The following is an 18,526-nucleotide window of genomic DNA, read 5'->3' as shown; positions in this document are numbered from 1 at the left end:
ACTGCTTTACTATTTATTTGAAAGAGAACTAACAACTATGTCAGAAACCATTCAAGAAAAAGAATTTCAAAAACGAATTTTTGATAGCTGTGATATCCAAGAAAATATTAAAGTGTTATTTAATTTTCCAAATTCCAGTCAATTTGAGCGTGAAATAGAATTTATAAATGGTATCACCTCTGATTTTATAATCTATGATAGCAGTAAAGATGAGATGAAGGCTATTTTAGAATGTAAGAGGGCAGATATTGGAGTAACTGAATATGTTCGTGGAGTAGGACAACTTTTCCAGTATGAGTACTTTCAGGATGAGAAAATTAGTCCACGTAGATTTGCAAATATATCTTATTCTTCTGATTGTAATAATAATGTACTAGTTATCCCTTCTTCATTTATTAGGAATACAAACTTGAATATAGGGCGTTTCAGATACCCTGAAAATTCATCTATCTTGGAAGTGCACGAAAATAATAATCGTGTTCGTCTGATTGATAAGAATGAACTAAAGAAACTTTCAGAAGCATTAGAAAATGATTTGACCACAATTTGTCAGTACTATGTACGAGATACAAGAATTTTTGAACATTATATTCTTTTACAGTTTTTGAAATTGCTACATGAATTTAAAGGTTGCTTAAACAGAGATGAAATAGAACGAAGCTATTTGAGGAATATTCCTGTTATTAATAACAGAAATTGGAGAAATGCATTTATTTCGCTATCAAGTTATGGATTAATTGGAAGAAATAATAAATTAACCCAAGCAGCAGGAACGCTGTCGAATGTATCAGTGTCCGAATTTATCAATTCTATTTATGAGGACTATATTGCTCCATTTATTGATGAATTGATGACAGTTTTAGAAGAAAATGCTAATGAAGGCGGTATTGTTTCACTTAGAAATACTGAAATTGCTGAGAAAATACGTGACAAATATAATGGCAAAGATGTTCTCTTTTTGACAGATAGCGATAGTCGTTATATTTCAAGTTGGTTGAATATTATGAGAGACGATATTGGATGTATCTCGTTCGAGCCTCGAAGTGCGAAAAGAACAATTAATTTTATTCCAAAAGATTTAACGAGTAAGAGTAGATGTGAGAGAATTGAGGAATTTTCAGTGGCTCAAAACTATGTTGATGAATATATAAAGATTAAGAAAGACTTAATGAGGGAAATATTAAAATGACAGCAAATACTGGTTATACTATTTTTGAGACTTTTGTTGGTGCTGGTGGTTCTCATTTAGGTTTCATGTGGGAAAATTTTAGAACAATCTATGTTAATGATTTCGTTGATGACTGTTTGAAAACACTAGTTTACAATAATCCTAACTTAGTGGAAGAAAAAGCTGTTGTGGACAACACTTCTATTACAGACTTAAATCCTGTTGCATTACGTCAACGTTTAGAAGTAGAACAGGGAGAAATAGATGTTTTTTTTGGCGGTGTTGTCTGCAAGAGTTTCAGTCTAGCAGGTGAACGTAATCCTATTGACGAACGTAATTATCTTTACCATAAACAATTAGAACTGGTAGAGGAATTTTTACCAAAGATTTCGATTGTAGAAAATGTTCCAGGAATTTTGAATGCAAAAATTTATATTGGACAAGATGATGAAGATGAATTAAAAGAAGAAATAATGAAACTTTGGACAGAACTTGAAAATTACAAGGGACGTAAAGCAGCACTTCGTAAAATTCAACAAGTTACTCCAGAATTCGAGGAAGAAGGAAAAAAACTTAGAAATAAGAAAAAATCTCTACTTTCTCGTATTGAAAAATCTGAGAATTATATATCAGTAATGGAGGATATTAGAAGGATTTATGATCGTTTAGGTTATAAAGTTTATACTTCTATTTTAAATGCTTCTTGGTATGGTTCTTCAACAAAGCGTGAACGAGTTATCATTGTGGCTGTTCGTAATGATATTGAAATAGATTTTTCGTTTCCGGAACCTAAGTATATGAGTGAATCTGTTTTTAAGCCTTATTTATCAAAAAAATATTTAAAACTTCCACGTGTTAAAACTGTTAATGATGCATTGGCAATGATTGATTATAGTGATCATGAAGATGCTGATAATCATCCAATGAATCATAGCCCAAGAACGATTGAACGTTTTAAATATATCCCTGAAGGAGATAGTATAGCTAATCATATTGATGAACTCCCTGCTGATTTGAAAATCAGTAAATTCTATTCAAGAGGTTCTACTATGAGATTAGATGGTAATTCTCCGAGTCCAACATTGGTCCCTGGGCACAGTAATTTTCCAGTTCATCCTAAGGAACATAGAAGTATAACTGTAAGGGAAGCAGCTACCATTACAGGATTTCCTCTCAAATATAAATTTTTTGGAACACATAGCAAGCGTTGTGAACATGTAGGTAATGCAGTTCCTCCACAATTAGCACAAGCAATTGCTCAAGAATGTGTAAAGTTATTAGATCAATATTATTCATCGCTTTCAAATAATGATTGACGTAATATTTAGTTGATAAATATACTTTTGAAATGAATAGATATACAAAACCCATCTTTTTTTTGGATAGACTATTCTAATCATCAGATAACTTTGCCCTAAAAAGGACAAATTCTTTTTTAATAAAGTGAGCTTATTCCTAAAATGGATAAGTTTTATGCAGCATATTTCTCATTTTCCTTAAAAAGGAAAGTATTAAATTTTACTAGGGATAATATTCCTAAAAATAATCATTTTAATAATAACAGCATATATTTAAAAACGAAAGAAGGTAGTATATGAAACAGATGTATGGTGTGACAGGTTTACAAATAAAATCTCTTGATGATAACGAATTCTTCTAACTTCTATCTGAGAGCAAGAACGACTTATTGGCTTTTACAAAAGCCAATAAGTCTTAGCAGGTTTACGAAACGAAGCTTGGGGATATGGAGAAACTTCTTGAGACCTTGCAAGCTGGTTTGCACCGTTCCAAGTCCAGTCAAACGGTGGCTAGTCTGGAAGCGTCTGATTGTGAGCGTGATGATGCGCTTTCTACCTTGACTGGTTTGGTCGAGGCCTTCTCTCGTGTGAAAGAGGCAAGTAGCAAGGAAGCTTACGACAAACTCAGCAAACTTTTCAAAAATTATGCTGGGCTAACGAGTATGAGCTACGAAAAAGAGACAGAAGCTATTAACCATTTGCTCAAGGAGCTAAAAGATACTGACTACCAAACTGCTCTTTCAACCCTGCATTTGACAACTCATGTGGAAACCTTGACAAAGGCGCAGGCTCAGTTTGAAAAAGCCTATAAGGAGCGCTTGGCTGAGCAAAAAGGCAAGGCACCTAGTCAAAACAAAGAAGTCCGTGCGAAACTACAAGAAATCTATGACTTCCTTGTGGACTTTACTGCAATCAACGCCTATGCTTATCCAGATAAGAAGCACTATGCCGATCTCCGTGACCGTCTCAACGCTATCCGTAGTCGCTATAAAAAACGCAAACCAAGCAAAAAAATTGCCCCAACACAACCAGAAGAAGCTAAGTAGGTTGTTCTGTTTAATTTATGTCAGTCAAAATAAATCTTAGAAAGTGAATATAGGATATAAAGATGAATGAATTAGTGATTGGATTATTTGCGGCTCTGTTAGGTGCAATTGTGTCAATCTTTACCTTATATACCAATTATAGAAGTTCTTTAGATAGCATTTCAGGCTGGCGCTCAAAGCTTTTTGATGCAGCTTCTGCTAAAGAAATTACGCTTAAAGAAGTTCAGGTGTTAAGGACAGCTCTACGCTATGAACTAACTAGGGAAGTCCAAGAATACACTTTTGCTTGGATATCTAATATCATGATTTACTATTGTGATTATATTTCGTTAAAGTATTTTGAACATCATGAAACAAGTCTTTTGTATCAAGAACAGGAAATCATTAGAGTATTTATCAGGTGTCTGTTGAAGAACCATTGGGAATACAATGCTTCTATGGTATCTTCGTTGAAATTCTTGAAGATTCATTACAAAGCTTCAAAACAACCAGAATTTATTCGTGAAACGTATGATAAAGCAAAGGCAATAAGTAGGACCTTAGAGAATGACGATGAAGAATACGATCTGATTGAAAAAATCAATAAAAAGATGATGGGAAGTGCATGAAATGAAACTTGAACTAGATGTTAAAATTAATAAAAATGGTGAAGATAAGATAAATAAATTTTCTGCTCAAGATTATTTGGATAAATATGTAAAGCTTGATACGCCTAATCCCGATTCATTTAGCTCGGCAGATGAATCATGCTGCAAGAAAATTGGAGGATGGCTATTGACTAATATATTTAGCATGTATTTGATTTTCTTATATGTAATTGTAGGGGTTAATTTTGCAAGTGATCAAGGCTGGCTAGGGTTGAAGGAAATTAAACATCAAACAAATGTATTAGCTGTTTTGTTAGTAGTTTTTCTTATTATTAATAATCTGTTTAAAAAGAAGAAATAAAAACAAAGATGTCTGTCAAAGTCATGAAAAAACTAGTCATGGGATTTTTCAAAGAATTTGATAACGAAAAAGTTCCAGCTGATAGTCCGCTTTATAGACATACCCTCTACAGAATCGAGAGTTTTCACTAAAAAGGCAGGTATTCCTATGAGAACTGAACCCGAAATGCTAGATTTAATTTTGCAAACTGCAAAAGTGCTACAAGTCGACGCTATCGCCATGTCTGGTTCACGAACTGATACAAAAGCACCAAAAGATGAGTTTCAGGATTACGACGTGGTCTATATTGTGGATGATTTTGATAATCTGACAAGTGACCTTTCTTGTCTAGACCAGTTTGGCAAACGCATTATCGAGCAAGAGATTAGGTTGGGACATCGCCGTTTATTTCTTATGCTCTTTGAAGATGGCAATCGCATTGATTTGACCCTCTGCCCCAAAGACTACATTCAAGAGTGGATAGACAGTGAGGCCGGATTCACTGTTTTAGAAGATCCAGAGCATTTATTTGAACCCTATTCCCCAAATATAGAGCGTTACTGGATAAGTCCAGCTAGCGAGATAGATTTTGAAAAAGTCTGCAATGAATTTTGGTGGGTGTCGGCTTATGTAGTCAAAGGCATTTGTCGTAATCAAGTCATCTATGCGACCGACCATCTCTATGGCATTTGTCAACAAGAACTCCTGAAAATCTTAGCTTGGCAGGTAGCAAGTGATAATGGGGCTGTTGATGTTGGCAAGAACTATAAATATCTATTTAACTATTTACCTGCTGAGAAAAAGAAAGAATTCTCAAATCAGCTTGATTTTTCAAGTAAAGAGAAAATCACTCAGTCTTTGTATGCTACAATGCAACTTTTCCACCAAGAAGCTCAATCCCTTGCTCAAAAAATGGGCTTTGGCTACGATAAGGAAGTGGCTGAGAAGATGATTGAGTATGCTGAGGAAAGAGTGAAGAAGTTTGGTAATAACTAGAAAAATGAAAAAGCGAGAGGAGAAGACTCATGATTGAAAAAGTGGAACGCCTCATTACAGAGATTAATCGTATTCATCTAGAATATTCTAAAGATTATTTTGAAACGGGTAAGGTGGAAAAAATCAATCTCAAGCATACCTTTTCAAAAGTTCCGACGAAAGCGATTTTGTCCTACCGTCTGAATTTACATGAGTCAATTAATGACTATCTGATGAAAGCAGATGTTCAAGATATTGCCTATGTTTATCGTGTCAAGACTTCTGAGTCTATTTTAGATAAAATTACACGTTTTTCAGAGCGTCAAGAGGGCTATCCTGTGAATTCCATTCTTAATGATATTTTTGGTGCTCGTATGATTTTAAGTTCCAAAGAGATAGCTCAAGTCATGGATAAATTAGATGATTGGCAAGAGTTGTACGGACTAAAAAACTGGTATTTACGTGATAAAGATGGCTATGTTGGTATTCATATCTATTTTAAAAATAAGAGTAATTTTTACTACCCATGGGAACTTCAACTTTGGGATAAGAAAGATGTAGATAGCAATATCGCCAGTCATATTAAGTATAAACGAGGATTTGTGGAGTAGACATTTCAAGTGGAAATGACGGTATAGGCATTGGATGAAGCTCACTTATTCTATATTTTTTCTTTTTCCATAATATTTACTTTCCATTCTTCGAAAGGAGTTGAACACGCCCTAAATGCTATGTGAAATTCCTTATTACTCGCTGAAGAAACAAATTTTAAACACATTAAACTACAGAAAGGGTCGTTTGATTAGTTATAGTAACTGAACACGGGACTAATCCTTTCTACATTCTTTTATCATTACACACTCTACATTCTTTGAAAGGAGTTGAACATGCTCTAGATACTGTGTAAAAAAAATAAATTCTCTTGAGAGCTTACTTCAAGAATTTATCTTTACACTTGGTATTTTACGGGCTTTATATCTTATGTCTAACATTCAAAATATGTCCCTGGAGGACATCATGGGAGAGCGCTTTGGTCGCTACTCCAAGTATATTATTCAAGACCGGGCCTTGCCAGACATTCGGGATGGATTGAAGCCGGTTCAGCGTCGTATTCTTTATTCGATGAATAAGGATGGCAATACCTTTGACAAGAGCTACCGTAAGTCGGCCAAGTCAGTCGGGAACATCATGGGGAATTTCCATCCACACGGGGATTCTTCTATCTATGATGCCATGGTTCGTATGTCTCAGGATTGGAAAAATCGTGAGATTCTAGTCGAAATGCACGGTAATAACGGTTCTATGGACGGAGATCCGCCTGCGGCTATGCGTTATACTGAGGCGCGTTTGTCTGAGATTGCAGGCTTTCTTCTTCAGGATATCGAGAAAAAGACCGTTCCTTTTGCATGGAACTTTGACGATACGGAGAAAGAACCGACTGTTTTGCCAGCAGCCTTTCCAAACCTCTTGGTCAATGGATCTACTGGTATTTCAGCTGGATATGCCACAGATATTCCTCCCCATAATTTGGCTGAGGTCATTGATGCTGCGGTTTACATGATTGACCACCCAACAGCCAAGGTTGACAAGCTGATGGAATTCTTACCTGGACCAGATTTTCCGACAGGAGGAATTATTCAGGGCCGTGATGAAATCAAGAAAGCCTATGAAACTGGGAAAGGGCGCGTGGTTGTTCGTTCCAAGACTGAGATTGAAAAGCTAAAAGGTGGTAAGGAACAAATCGTTATTACTGAGATTCCCTATGAGATTAATAAGGCTAACTTAGTCAAGAAAATCGATGAAGTTCGTGTCAATAACAAGGTGGCAGGTATCGCTGAGGTTCGTGATGAATCTGACCGTGACGGTCTTCGTATCGCTATTGAGCTCAAGAAAGACGCAAATACCGAGCTTGTTCTCAACTATCTATTCAAATATACTGACCTACAAATCAATTACAACTTTAACATGGTGGCGATTGACAATTTCACACCTCGTCAGGTCGGGATTGTCCCAATTTTGTCTAGCTACATCGCCCACCGTCGTGAAGTGATTCTGGCTCGTTCCCGCTTTGACAAGGAAAAGGCTGAGAAACGTCTCCATATCGTCGAAGGTTTGATTCGAGTGATTTCGATTTTGGATGAAGTCATTGCCCTTATCCGTGCTTCTGAGAATAAGGCTGACGCCAAGGAAAACCTCAAGGTCAGCTATGAATTTACAGAGGAGCAGGCTGAGGCCATCGTGACCTTACAGCTTTACCGTTTGACTAATACAGACGTGGTTGTCTTGCAGGAGGAAGAAGCAGAACTTCGTGAAAAGATTGCCATGCTTGCGGCGATTATTGGTGATGAACGGACTATGTACAATCTTATGAAGAAAGAACTTCGTGAGGTCAAGAAGAAATTTGCGACTCCACGTTTGAGTTCTCTAGAAGACACTGCGAAAGCAATCGAGATTGATACAGCTAGTCTTATCGCTGAGGAAGATACCTATGTCAGCGTGACCAAGGCAGGTTACATCAAGCGTACCAGTCCACGTTCCTTTGCTGCTTCAACGCTGGAAGAAATTGGCAAACGTGACGACGATCGTTTGATTTTTGTTCAATCTGCCAAGACAACACAGCATCTTTTGATGTTCACAAGTCTTGGAAATGTCATCTACAGACCAATCCATGAATTGGCAGATATTCGCTGGAAGGACATCGGAGAGCATCTGAGCCAGACCATTACAAACTTTGAAACCAACGAAGAAATCCTTTATGTGGAAGTGGTGGATCAGTTTGATGATGCCACAACCTACTTTACTGCAACTCGTCTCGGTCAAATCAAACGCGTAGAACGAAAAGAATTCACTCCATGGCGGACCTATAAATCTAAGTCTGTCAAGTATGCTAAGCTCAAAGACGAGACAGACCAGATTGTAGCAGTGGCTCCAATTAAACTAGATGATGTTCTCTTGATTAGTCAAAACGGTTATGCCCTTCGTTTCAATATCGAAGAGGTTCCAGTTGTGGGTGCCAAGGCGGCAGGGGTCAAGGCTATGAATCTGAAAGAAGATGATGTACTCCAATCGGCCTTTATCTGCAACACCTCATCCTTCTACCTCTTGACTCAGCGTGGTAGCTTGAAACGTGTTTCTATTGAGGAAATTCCAGCAACCAGCCGTGCCAAACGAGGGCTACAAGTCTTGCGTGAGTTGAAAAACAAACCACATCGAATTTTCTTGGCAGGAGCAGTTGCCGAGCAAGACTTCGTTGGTGACCTCTTTAGTACGGAAGTAGAAGAAAATGATCAAATTCTGCTTGTCCAATCCAACAAAGGAACTGTCTATGAAAGCCGATTGCAAGACTTGAATTTGTCAGAACGAACTAGCAACGGTAGCTTCATCTCTGACACGATTTCAGATGAAGAAGTTTTTGACGCTTATCTTCAGGAAGCTTATACAGAATTTTAATCTAAGAAATGATAAAAACAATGAAAAGCTTTTCAGTAAGAAATTTCTTAAGCTATAGATTTAAAAGTTGAATTTGATTATATATACAAAAACGAACAGTGCTACGTCCCAACTGATAGGGACGTAAGCCTGGTCGTTTTCTTGTTTTTATTGGTATAGACCACTCGGTTTTTGAATATTTATATGTTAATGTATTAGCAGCTATATAAGTTGACCTAATAAAAAATACTAGCTTTTTTAAAGTAAACGATTGCGTCTATAATATTTTTATGATATAATCTTGTCGTTTAAAGAAAGCGCGCTTAAGAAATAATTAGCTCAAATATATTAAAGGAGTTTTGTATGATTAAAAATAAAGGGATTAGTAAGCGTAGTATTGGAGTATGTGGCGTTGTCATTGCAACATTTTTACTAGGTTCTGGACTAATTTTTCAATCAAATGTAGTAAAAGCTACAGAGCCAAGTGTAGCTACAGTTTCTGGTGAAAACATTGCTGCTCACAAACCTGCAAGTCAAAGTTCAATTGCCTATGGCGGAGATGCTTCTAGAGCAGTTGATGGCAATCGTGATAACGCATGGAGCCACCGTTCCGTTACCCATACAGATTTTCAAGATCATTCTTGGTGGAAAGTTGATTTAGAGAAAGAAGAATCAGTAGGAACTGTTCGTATCTACAATCGTGGAGATGGGGATGTAGCAAAGCGTTTATCTAATTTTGATGTTATTTTGTTGGATAAAGCTGGAAATGAAGTAACTCGTCAACATATCGATAGCTTAAACAATCAACCAACAATTGATGTTCAATTTTCTGGAGTTCATGCGCAATATGTTAAAATTGAACTAAATAACCCCAAAACACCTCTTAGTTTGGCAGAAGTCGAAGTGTATCGCTCTGTAAAAGAAAAGAGTGTAACAAGCAATAAATCAGAAAATAGATCAAAAACAGATTTTACTGCTGAACTCAATCACTATTTGTTTGATTTGAATTATGATAAAACAGATATTTTAACTAGACGGGGTGAGGCGATAGAAAATTACACGAATACAAGCACAAAGCAACAAGGAAATGAGTTTGTGGTTGTAGAGAAAGTGAAGAAGAGTCTTTCCAATGGTTCTTCTGATGTTGCCATTAATAGCAATGGGGATATTTACCTAGGTGCTTTGTTTAAAGTAAATCAAGACCTTCTAGAAAATAAACCACAACAAATTAGTTTAGATCGTAGCAAAGGTAGGATTAGTGTTGACTTACCAGGAATGGTAGGCGGAGATAGCTATGTAGATGCTAATCCAACTGTAAGTGGTATGCAGGAAGGTGTGAATACCTTGTTAAATCGTTGGCATGAAAAGTATGCTGCGAAAAACGCTACTCCAGCACGTATGCAATACGAATCAACTTCTGCTTATAGTATGAATCAATTGAAAGCAAAATTTGGAAGTGATTTTGAAAAAGTAGGAGCGAACTTAAAATTTGACTTTGAGGCTGTGAACAAGGGTGAGAAACAAATTGAGGTCGTCGATTTTAAACAAATTTACTATACTGCTAACTTTGATGCTCCAAAAAATCCATCAGATGTATTTGCTCCAGGAGTAACGGTTGATCAATTGAAAGCACGTGGAATTGATGAAAAAACACCTCCTGTATACGTGTCAAGTGTTTCATACGGACGTCAAATGTATGTCAAATTTGAAACAACAAGCAAGAGTACAGAATTGAAAGCAGCTATCGATGCTGTAATTAAGGGAGTACCGATTAAAGCCGAATCTGAATGGGCGCGTGTCTTGAAGGATACCAAGGTAACAGTTTCAATCGTAGGTGGAAATGCTGATAGAGCTGGACGTGTTGTGACAGGTACAGTAGAAGATTTGAAGAGTTTGATTCAAGAAGGAGCTACTTTCAGTACACAAAACCCTGCTGTTCCAATTTCTTATAAGACTGCATTCTTGAAAGATAATCAAGTGGCCACAATTCAAAGCAATACAGACTACATTGAAACGAAAGTCACTTCATACAAAAATGGTTTCCTCAATTTACATCATAAGGGAGCCTATATCGCTCGTTACTATGTTTACTGGGATGAAGTAACTTATGACAAGGATGGTATCGAAAGTATCCGCTCACGTCAATGGGAAGATAATGGTAAAAGTAGAACAGCTGGTTTCCAAACTGAAATTCAATTTAGAGGAAATGTGCGCAATATACGTGTGAAGATTCAAGAAAAAACAGGTCTTGTTTGGGAACCATGGCGTACAGTTTATAATCGCACAGACCTTCCTCTTGTTCAAAAACGTACCATTGTTAACTCAGGTACAACAATCAGACCAAAATACGAGGAAAAAGTTGAAAATAACTAATTTTTAACTTGTAAAAGGAATCAGTTCTTAGAGCTGGTTCTTTTTATTGAAGAAATTTTCTGAAAATTACAAAATATACTTGCTATTTTAGAAAAATAGTGTAGAATAAAAGAAATAAGTTTTTAGAATAAGGAGTGGAATATGACAGTAACGATTGATTGGGAAAACCTTGGTTTCTCCTATATGAAATTACCTTATCGCTATATTGCTCATTTTAAAAATGGACAATGGGATCAAGGAGAGCTTACAGAGGATGCAACTTTGCATATTTCAGAGTCTTCTCCAAGTCTTCACTATGGACAACAAGCGTTCGAAGGTTTAAAAGCCTATCGTACTAAGGATGGTGGTATTCAACTTTTCCGTCCTGATGAAAATGCTAAACGCTTGCAACGTACTTGTGACCGTCTCTTGATGCCACAAGTTCCGACAGACATGTTTGTAGAAGCTTGTAAGGCAGTTGTCCGCGCCAATGAAGAATACGTACCACCATATGGAACAGGTGGAACCCTTTATCTTCGTCCACTTTTGATTGGTGTTGGAGATATCATCGGGGTAAAACCAGCAGAGGAGTATATTTTTACTATCTTTGCTATGCCAGTTGGAAATTACTTTAAGGGTGGTTTGGTTCCAACCAACTTCTTGATTCAGGATGAATACGACCGTGCAGCGCCAAATGGTACAGGTGCGGCTAAGGTTGGTGGGAACTATGCTGCCAGTCTCTTGCCAGGGAAATTGGCCAAGTCACGTCATTTTTCAGATGTTATCTATCTAGACCCATCAACTCATACAAAGATTGAAGAAGTCGGTTCAGCTAACTTCTTTGGAATTACAGCTGATAATGAATTTGTAACACCATTGAGTCCATCTATCTTGCCATCTATTACCAAGTATTCCTTGCTTTATTTGGCAGAACATCGCTTGGGCTTAACTCCTATTGAGGGAGATGTCCCAATTGATAACCTTGACCGTTTTGTAGAGGCAGGTGCCTGTGGTACAGCAGCAGTTATTTCGCCAATTGGTGGAATTCAGCACGGTGATGATTTTCATGTGTTCTATAGTGAAACAGAAGTTGGCCCTGTGACTCGTAAACTCTATGATGAATTGACAGGTATTCAGTTTGGTGATATTGAAGCGCCAGAAGGTTGGATTGTAAAAGTAGATTAAAATAAACAAAAGGAGATTTTTGATGAAATCGAAAAAGTGGCTCTTAACAGCAGGAGTAGTCCTGAGCACAACAGCTTTTTTAGTAGCTTGTGGAAAAGCTGATAAAGAAGCAGATGCACCGACAACATTTTCTTATGTCTATGCAGTGGATCCAGCATCTTTGGACTACAGTATAGCGACTCGGACATCGACGACAGACGTTATTGGAAATGTTATCGATGGCTTGATGGAAAACGACCAATACGGAAATGTTATTCCTTCCTTGGCTGAAGATTGGTCTGTGTCAAAAGATGGTTTGACTTATACTTATAAACTTCGTAAAGGAGTGAAATGGTACACTTCTGAGGGTGAAGAATATGCAGAAGTAACAGCCCATGACTTTGTGACAGGACTAAAACACGTAGCTGATGGCAAGTCAGACGGTGTCTCTCTCATCCAGAATTCAATCAAGGGATTAGATGCCTACATGACTGGTGAAACAAATGATTTCTCTACAGTTGGTGTCAGGGCCTTGGACGATTACACAGTCGAATATACCCTAAATAAACCAGAAAGTTTTTGGAATTCTAAAGTTACAACAGCAACGATGTTACCTGTAAATGAAGAGTTTCTGAAGGCGTCAGGTAAAGATTATGGAGCAGTTACTCCAGCGGGAATTCTCTACAATGGTCCTTATTTCTTGAAGACATTGACTTCTAAATCGTTGATCGAATACGAGAAAAATCCAAACTACTGGGATAAAGAAAAGGTAAAAATTGAGAAGATTAAATTGACTTACTACGATGGTTCAGATCAGGAATCCTTGATTCGAAGCTTCTCTTCTGGTTCCTACACAACAGCCCGTCTCTTCCCAAGTAGCTCAAACTTTGCTTCAACTTTAGAGCAATACGGAGATAAAATCACTTATAGCCCACAGGACTCAAGTAGCTATTACTTCACCTTTAACGTAAATCGTCAGTCATACAATAAAACTGCGAAAACAAGTGAAGAACAAAAGACTTCTACAAAAGAAGCGATGCTTAATAAGGACTTCCGTCAGGCTATCAACTTTGCCTTCAACCGCCATTCTTACGCTGCCCAGCTAAATGGTGAAGACGGTGCGGACAAGATTATTCGTAACAGTTTAGTTCCAGATAACTTCGTGCAAGCAGGTGGTAAGAACTTTGGTCAAATCGCTCAAGCAGAGTTGGTGAACTACGGTGACCAATGGAAAGGTGTTGAGCTAGTTGATGGTAAGGATTCTATCTACAATCCTGACAAGGCTAAGGCTGCCTTTGAAAAAGCTAAGAAAGATTTGGAATCTAAAGGGGTAACCTTCCCAATTCACTTGGATGTCCCAGTTGAACAGACAGATACCATCGCCGTTCAACAAAGCAACTCTTTCAAACAGTCAATCGAATCAACTCTTGGTGCTGAAAATGTTGTTATCGACGTTCTTCAAATGACAGATAATGAAAAGGAAACAATCACTTCTCAAGCGCGTGTTCCTTCTCAAAAAGACTATGATTTGAACAGTACAGGATGGGCTCCAAGCTATCAAGACCCAGCATCTTATTTAACTATCATGGATCCTAAATCAGGTTCTGCTATGAAACACCTTGGTATCACTAAAGGAAAAGATAAGGATGTTGTAGCTAAGATTGGTTTGGATCAGTATAAGAAATTATTAGATGATGCCGATTCAGAAACTACGAATCTTGAAGAGCGCTATGAAAAATATGCCAAGGCTCAAGCTTGGTTGACAGATAGTTCATTATTGATGCCAACAGCCTCATCTGGTGGTTCTCCAGTTGTAAGTAATGTTGTGCCATTCTCAAAACCATACTCACAAGTTGGTATTAAAGGTGACCCATATATCTTTAAAGGAATGAAATTGCAAAAAGATATTGTTACGACCAAAGAATATGAAGAAGCACTGAAAAAATGGCAAAAAGAAAAATTGGAATCAAACGGTAAGTACCAAAAAGAACTAGAAAAACACATTAAATAAAGCAGAAAACTCTATATCAGACACGGAATGATATAGAGTTTTTTCTTGCTAGTTTTTGGATTTTCTTGTAAAATAGAAAAAGTGAAGAGAGGTATGAAATGAGTAAGAAAGATAAGAAAATCGAAATTCAAGTAGCAGATGCCAAAGTTAATGTAGGAAAAGACAGTTTTGAAGGTTATACCTTGACCATTGGTAAAAAAGTTATCGGAGAAATTGCCGAATTAGATGGACAGTTTGCTATTATAAAGAATGGGAATGTCGATAGTTTTTATAAAAAATTGGAAAAAGCTGTGGAAATTTTGATTGAAAATTATAATTTAGCAAAATAAGTCTTGTTTTTTTGAAATTTTCATGATATAATAGTCCATGTTAATTGTAGGAGAGATAGCGAAGAGGCTAAACGCGGCGGACTGTAAATCCGCTCCTTCGGGTTCGGGGGTTCGAATCCCTCTCTCTCCATTTCATCAATGGGGTATAGCCAAGCGGTAAGGCAAGGGACTTTGACTCCCTCATGCGTTGGTTCGAATCCAGCTACCCCAGTTCTTAGGTAATGATCAAGATAAAAAGCAAAATATCTTAGGGTATTTTATTTTTATAATTGAAAGACGTGAACGATATAAACATGTCCTTGCGGGTGCTTAGGAAAAAAATTATAAGTATGTCAAGTTTAAGAAAAACTTGATTGTTGGAGGATTTTTTAGATGAACGAATTTGAAGATTTGCTAAATAGCGTTAGCCAAGTTGAGACTGGTGATGTTGTTAGTGCTGAAGTATTGACAGTTGATGCGACTCAAGCTAACGTTGCAATCTCTGGAACTGGTGTTGAAGGTGTCTTGACTCTTCGCGAATTGACAAACGATCGCGATGCAGATATCAATGACTTTGTTAAATTAGGAGAAGTATTGGATGTTCTTGTACTTCGTCAAGTAGTTGGTAAAGATACTGATACAGTTACATACCTTGTATCTAAAAAACGCCTTGAAGCTCGCAAAGCATGGGACAAACTTGTTGGTCGCGAAGAAGAAGTTGTTACTGTTAAAGGAACTCGTGCCGTTAAAGGTGGACTTTCAGTAGAATTTGAAGGTGTTCGTGGATTCATCCCAGCTTCAATGTTGGATACTCGTTTCGTACGTAACACTGAGCGTTTTGTAGGTCAAGAATTTGACGCTAAAATCAAAGAAGTTGACGCTAAAGAAAACCGCTTCATCCTTTCACGTCGTGAAGTTGTTGAAGCAGCTACAGCAGCAGCTCGCGCTGAAGTATTCGGCAAATTGGCTGTTGGTGATGTAGTAACTGGTAAAGTTGCACGTATCACAAGCTTCGGTGCTTTCATCGATCTTGGTGGTGTTGACGGATTGGTTCACTTGACTGAATTGTCACACGAACGTAACGTTTCACCAAAATCAGTTGTAACTGTTGGTGAAGAAATTGAAGTGAAAATCCTTGATCTTAACGAAGAAGAAGGACGCGTGTCACTTTCACTTAAAGCAACAACACCTGGACCATGGGATGGCGTTGAGCAAAAATTGGCTAAAGGTGATGTAGTAGAAGGAACAGTTAAACGTTTGACTGACTTCGGTGCATTTGTTGAAGTATTGCCAGGTATCGATGGACTTGTTCACGTATCACAAATTTCACACAAACGTATTGAAAATCCAAAAGAAGCTCTTAAAGTTGGTCAAGAGGTTAAAGTTAAAGTTCTTGAAGTTAACGCAGATGCAGAGCGCGTATCACTTTCTATCAAAGCTCTTGAAGAGCGTCCAGCTCAAGAAGAAGGACAAAAAGAAGAAAAACGTGCTCCACGTCCACGTCGTCCAAAACGTCAAGAAAAACGTGATTTCGAACTTCCAGAAACACAAACAGGATTCTCAATGGCTGACTTGTTCGGTGATATCGAACTTTAATCAAATTGAAAATTTATAAAATCCTTTGTTTTCTAAACAAGGGATTTTTCTTTTGTCTGTAAGCCTTTTTTGATATAATAGTTCTATGTTAGAATCAGAAAAACAATCACGTTATCAAATGTTAAATGAAGAACTCTCTTTTTTATTGGAAGGTGAAACCAATGTTTTGGCTAATCTTTCCAACGCCAGTGCTCTTTTAAAATCACGCTTTTCCAATACTGTATTTGCAGGCTTTTATTTGTTTGATGGAAAGGAATTGATTTTAGGTCCCTTCCAAGGCGGTGTTTCCTGCATCCGTATTGCACTAGGAAAGGGTGTTTGTGGTGAGGCAGCTCACTTTCAGGAAACTGTTCTTGTTGGAGATGTGACGACCTATCCCAACTATATTTCTTGTGATAGTCGGGCCAAAAGTGAAATTGTTGTGCCTATGATAAAGAATGGTCAATTACTTGGAGTTCTGGATTTGGATTCTTCAGAGATTGATGATTATGATGCTATGGATCGAGATTATTTGGAACAATTTGTCGCTATTTTGCTTGAAAAGACAGAATGGGACTTTACAATGTTTGGGGAGAAAGCCTAATGTATCAAGCACTTTATCGAAAATATAGAAGTCAAAACTTCTCCCAGTTGGTTGGTCAAGAGGTTGTGGCTAAGACTCTTAAACAAGCAGTGGAGCAAGAGAAAATAAGTCATGCTTATCTTTTTTCTGGTCCTCGTGGAACGGGAAAAACCAGTGTAGCTAAGATTTTTGCCAAAGCTATGAACTGTCCAAATCAAGTGGGTGGGGAACCTTGTAATAACTGCTATATTTGTCAAGCAGTGACGGATGGTAGTTTAGAAGATGTCATTGAAATGGATGCGGCTTCTAATAATGGGGTCGATGAAATTCGTGAAATTCGTGATAAATCTACCTACGCCCCTAGCCTTGCCCGTTATAAGGTTTATATCATAGATGAGGTTCACATGCTGTCTACAGGGGCTTTTAATGCCCTCCTAAAGACGCTGGAAGAGCCAACACAGAATGTGGTCTTTATTTTGGCCACTACTGAATTGCACAAGATTCCTGCCACTATTCTATCCCGTGTGCAACGTTTTGAATTTAAATCAATTAAAACACAGGATATTAAGGAACATATCCACTATATCTTAGACAAAGAAAATATCAGTTCTGAACCAGAGGCTGTGGAAATCATTGCTAGACGGGCTGAAGGTGGGATGCGAGACGCCTTGTCTATTTTGGACCAAGCCCTGAGTTTGACACAGGGAAATGAGCTGACGACTGCCATCTCTGAAGAAATTACTGGCACCATTAGTCTATCAGCCTTGGATAATTATGTGTTTGCCTTATCTCAACAGGATGTTCCCAAGGCTTTGTCTTGCTTGAATCTTCTTTTTGACAATGGTAAGAGCATGACTCGTTTTGTGACTGACCTTTTGCACTATTTAAGAGATTTGTTAATTGTTCAAACAGGGGGAGAAAACACTCATCATAGTCCAGTCTTTGTAGAGAATTTGGCACTTCCCCAGGAAAATTTGTTTGAAATGATTCGCTTAGCGACAGTCAGTTTAACAGATATAAAGTCTAGTTTACAGCCCAAGATTTATGCTGAGATGATGACTATCCGTTTGGCAGAGATTAAGCCTGAAGCAGCTCTTTCAGGGGCGGTTGAAAGTGAAATTTCTGCATTGAGACAGGAAGTTGCGCGTCTTAAGCAAGAACTAGCAAATGTAGGAACTATACCCAAGCCAACTAGTCCAGCACCTAGTCGCCCAGCAGCGGGCAAGACAGTCTATCGTGTGGATCGCAATAAAGTTCAATCTATCCTACAAGAGGCCGTTGAAAATCCTGATTTAGCACGTCAAAACCTGATTCGTCTGCAGAATGCCTGGGGAGAGGTGATTGAAAGTCTAGGAGGCCCTGATAAGGCTCTACTAGTTGGCTCTCAACCGGTTGCGGCCAATGAACACCATGCTATTCTTGCTTTTGAGTCTAACTTCAATGCTGGTCAAACCATGAAACGGGACAATCTTAACACCATGTTTGGAAATATCCTCAGTCAAGCAGCAGGTTTTTCACCTGAGATTTTAGCTATTTCTATGGAAGAATGGAAAGAAGTTCGCGCAGCCTTTTCAGCCAAAGCTAAATCTTCTCAAGCTGAAAAAGAATCCGAAGAAAGTCTGATTCCGGAAGGATTTGAATTTTTGGCAGATAAAGTGAAGGTAGAGGAAGACTAAAGAAAGATTTCATG

Annotated in this window: 15 protein-coding genes, 2 tRNA genes and 1 pseudogene; all 18 read left to right on the top strand. The window is 37.8% G+C overall.

Annotated features, from left to right (window positions below; genetic code table 11):
• Positions 1-37: 37 nt before the first annotated feature.
• The 18 genes and pseudogenes from SK629_RS06695 to dnaX all read left to right on the top strand — a co-directional run bounded on the left by SK629_RS06695 (position 38) and on the right by dnaX (position 18,512).
• Complete coding sequence (locus SK629_RS06695) at positions 38-1,189, top strand: hypothetical protein (RefSeq protein ID WP_042901137.1); 1,152 nt, start codon at positions 38-40, stop codon at positions 1,187-1,189.
• Positions 1,186-2,484: a DNA cytosine methyltransferase gene (locus SK629_RS06690; RefSeq protein ID WP_042901136.1), complete on the top strand. Its 1,299-nt coding sequence runs from the start codon at positions 1,186-1,188 to the stop codon at positions 2,482-2,484. The genes SK629_RS06695 and SK629_RS06690 overlap by 4 nt, the downstream gene beginning before the upstream one ends.
• A 278-nt stretch (positions 2,485-2,762) precedes the next feature.
• Positions 2,763-3,512, top strand: a pseudogene (locus tag SK629_RS12480) (DUF6261 family protein).
• Between the two features lie 62 nt (positions 3,513-3,574).
• Positions 3,575-4,120 carry a hypothetical protein gene (locus tag SK629_RS06680; protein ID WP_042901135.1) on the top strand — a complete coding sequence of 182 codons (546 nt, stop codon included), beginning with the start codon at positions 3,575-3,577 and terminating at the stop codon, positions 4,118-4,120.
• A gap of 1 nt (position 4,121) precedes the next feature.
• Complete coding sequence (locus tag SK629_RS06675; RefSeq protein ID WP_042901134.1) at positions 4,122-4,460, top strand: hypothetical protein; 339 nt, start codon at positions 4,122-4,124, stop codon at positions 4,458-4,460.
• 8 nt (positions 4,461-4,468) lie between these two features.
• Positions 4,469-4,591 (top strand): hypothetical protein, encoded by a 123-nt coding sequence (locus SK629_RS12840; RefSeq protein WP_265182586.1) that lies wholly within the window; start codon positions 4,469-4,471, stop codon positions 4,589-4,591.
• 16 nt (positions 4,592-4,607) lie between these two features.
• Entirely contained in the window at positions 4,608-5,435 is an 828-nt protein-coding gene (locus SK629_RS06670; protein ID WP_042901133.1) for an aminoglycoside 6-adenylyltransferase, read from the top strand.
• Positions 5,436-5,464: 29 nt separating this feature from the next.
• Positions 5,465-6,025, top strand: a complete 561-nt coding sequence (locus SK629_RS06665; protein ID WP_042901132.1) for a GTP pyrophosphokinase — start codon at positions 5,465-5,467, stop codon at positions 6,023-6,025.
• 370 nt (positions 6,026-6,395) lie between these two features.
• Positions 6,396-8,864, top strand: a complete 2,469-nt coding sequence (gene parC, locus SK629_RS06660) for a DNA topoisomerase IV subunit A (protein WP_080710236.1) — start codon at positions 6,396-6,398, stop codon at positions 8,862-8,864.
• A gap of 342 nt (positions 8,865-9,206) precedes the next feature.
• Positions 9,207-11,216 (top strand): thiol-activated cytolysin family protein, encoded by a 2,010-nt coding sequence (locus SK629_RS06655; protein ID WP_080710235.1) that lies wholly within the window; start codon positions 9,207-9,209, stop codon positions 11,214-11,216.
• Positions 11,217-11,357: 141 nt separating this feature from the next.
• On the top strand, positions 11,358-12,380 hold the full coding sequence (locus SK629_RS06650) for a branched-chain amino acid aminotransferase (protein WP_042901130.1): 1,023 nt from the start codon (positions 11,358-11,360) through the stop codon (positions 12,378-12,380).
• A gap of 22 nt (positions 12,381-12,402) precedes the next feature.
• Positions 12,403-14,370 carry a peptide ABC transporter substrate-binding protein gene (locus SK629_RS06645; protein ID WP_042901129.1) on the top strand — a complete coding sequence of 656 codons (1,968 nt, stop codon included), beginning with the start codon at positions 12,403-12,405 and terminating at the stop codon, positions 14,368-14,370.
• 98 nt (positions 14,371-14,468) lie between these two features.
• Positions 14,469-14,699, top strand: a complete 231-nt coding sequence (locus SK629_RS06640) for a DUF2969 domain-containing protein (RefSeq protein ID WP_000037113.1) — start codon at positions 14,469-14,471, stop codon at positions 14,697-14,699.
• A 49-nt stretch (positions 14,700-14,748) separates the two neighbouring features.
• Positions 14,749-14,829: transfer RNA gene (locus SK629_RS06635), tRNA-Tyr, on the top strand.
• 9 nt (positions 14,830-14,838) lie between these two features.
• Positions 14,839-14,910 (top strand) — tRNA-Gln (locus SK629_RS06630).
• A 161-nt stretch (positions 14,911-15,071) separates the two neighbouring features.
• Positions 15,072-16,274, top strand: coding sequence for a 30S ribosomal protein S1 (rpsA, locus tag SK629_RS06625; RefSeq protein WP_042901128.1), 1,203 nt, complete (start codon positions 15,072-15,074; stop codon positions 16,272-16,274).
• Between the two features lie 85 nt (positions 16,275-16,359).
• Positions 16,360-16,857, top strand: coding sequence for a GAF domain-containing protein (locus tag SK629_RS06620; RefSeq protein WP_042901127.1), 498 nt, complete (start codon positions 16,360-16,362; stop codon positions 16,855-16,857).
• On the top strand, positions 16,857-18,512 hold the full coding sequence (gene dnaX / locus SK629_RS06615) for a DNA polymerase III subunit gamma/tau (RefSeq protein ID WP_042901126.1): 1,656 nt from the start codon (positions 16,857-16,859) through the stop codon (positions 18,510-18,512). Before SK629_RS06620 ends, dnaX begins: the two co-directional genes overlap by 1 nt.
• Positions 18,513-18,526: the final 14 nt, after the last annotated feature.

The organism is Streptococcus mitis (assembly GCF_000722695.1).
Classification (GTDB): Bacteria; Bacillota; Bacilli; order Lactobacillales; family Streptococcaceae; genus Streptococcus; species Streptococcus mitis_O.
The sequence above is the reverse complement of the archived record's forward strand: the minus strand, read 5'-3'. Positions and strand labels throughout refer to the sequence as shown.

Coding starts and splice junctions, on each gene's coding strand:
- SK629_RS06640 (WP_000037113.1), top strand. CDS start 14,469: ATGAGTAAGAAAGATAAGAAAATCGAAATTCAAGTAGCAGATGCCAAA.
- SK629_RS06645 (WP_042901129.1), top strand. CDS start 12,403: ATGAAATCGAAAAAGTGGCTCTTAACAGCAGGAGTAGTCCTGAGCACA.
- SK629_RS06670 (WP_042901133.1), top strand. CDS start 4,608: ATGAGAACTGAACCCGAAATGCTAGATTTAATTTTGCAAACTGCAAAA.
- SK629_RS06665 (WP_042901132.1), top strand. CDS start 5,465: ATGATTGAAAAAGTGGAACGCCTCATTACAGAGATTAATCGTATTCAT.
- SK629_RS06690 (WP_042901136.1), top strand. CDS start 1,186: ATGACAGCAAATACTGGTTATACTATTTTTGAGACTTTTGTTGGTGCT.
- dnaX (WP_042901126.1), top strand. CDS start 16,857: ATGTATCAAGCACTTTATCGAAAATATAGAAGTCAAAACTTCTCCCAG.
- SK629_RS06675 (WP_042901134.1), top strand. CDS start 4,122: ATGAAACTTGAACTAGATGTTAAAATTAATAAAAATGGTGAAGATAAG.
- SK629_RS06695 (WP_042901137.1), top strand. CDS start 38: ATGTCAGAAACCATTCAAGAAAAAGAATTTCAAAAACGAATTTTTGAT.
- SK629_RS12840 (WP_265182586.1), top strand. CDS start 4,469: ATGTCTGTCAAAGTCATGAAAAAACTAGTCATGGGATTTTTCAAAGAA.
- SK629_RS06680 (WP_042901135.1), top strand. CDS start 3,575: ATGAATGAATTAGTGATTGGATTATTTGCGGCTCTGTTAGGTGCAATT.
- SK629_RS06650 (WP_042901130.1), top strand. CDS start 11,358: ATGACAGTAACGATTGATTGGGAAAACCTTGGTTTCTCCTATATGAAA.
- SK629_RS06655 (WP_080710235.1), top strand. CDS start 9,207: ATGATTAAAAATAAAGGGATTAGTAAGCGTAGTATTGGAGTATGTGGC.
- SK629_RS06620 (WP_042901127.1), top strand. CDS start 16,360: ATGTTAGAATCAGAAAAACAATCACGTTATCAAATGTTAAATGAAGAA.
- parC (WP_080710236.1), top strand. CDS start 6,396: ATGTCTAACATTCAAAATATGTCCCTGGAGGACATCATGGGAGAGCGC.
- rpsA (WP_042901128.1), top strand. CDS start 15,072: ATGAACGAATTTGAAGATTTGCTAAATAGCGTTAGCCAAGTTGAGACT.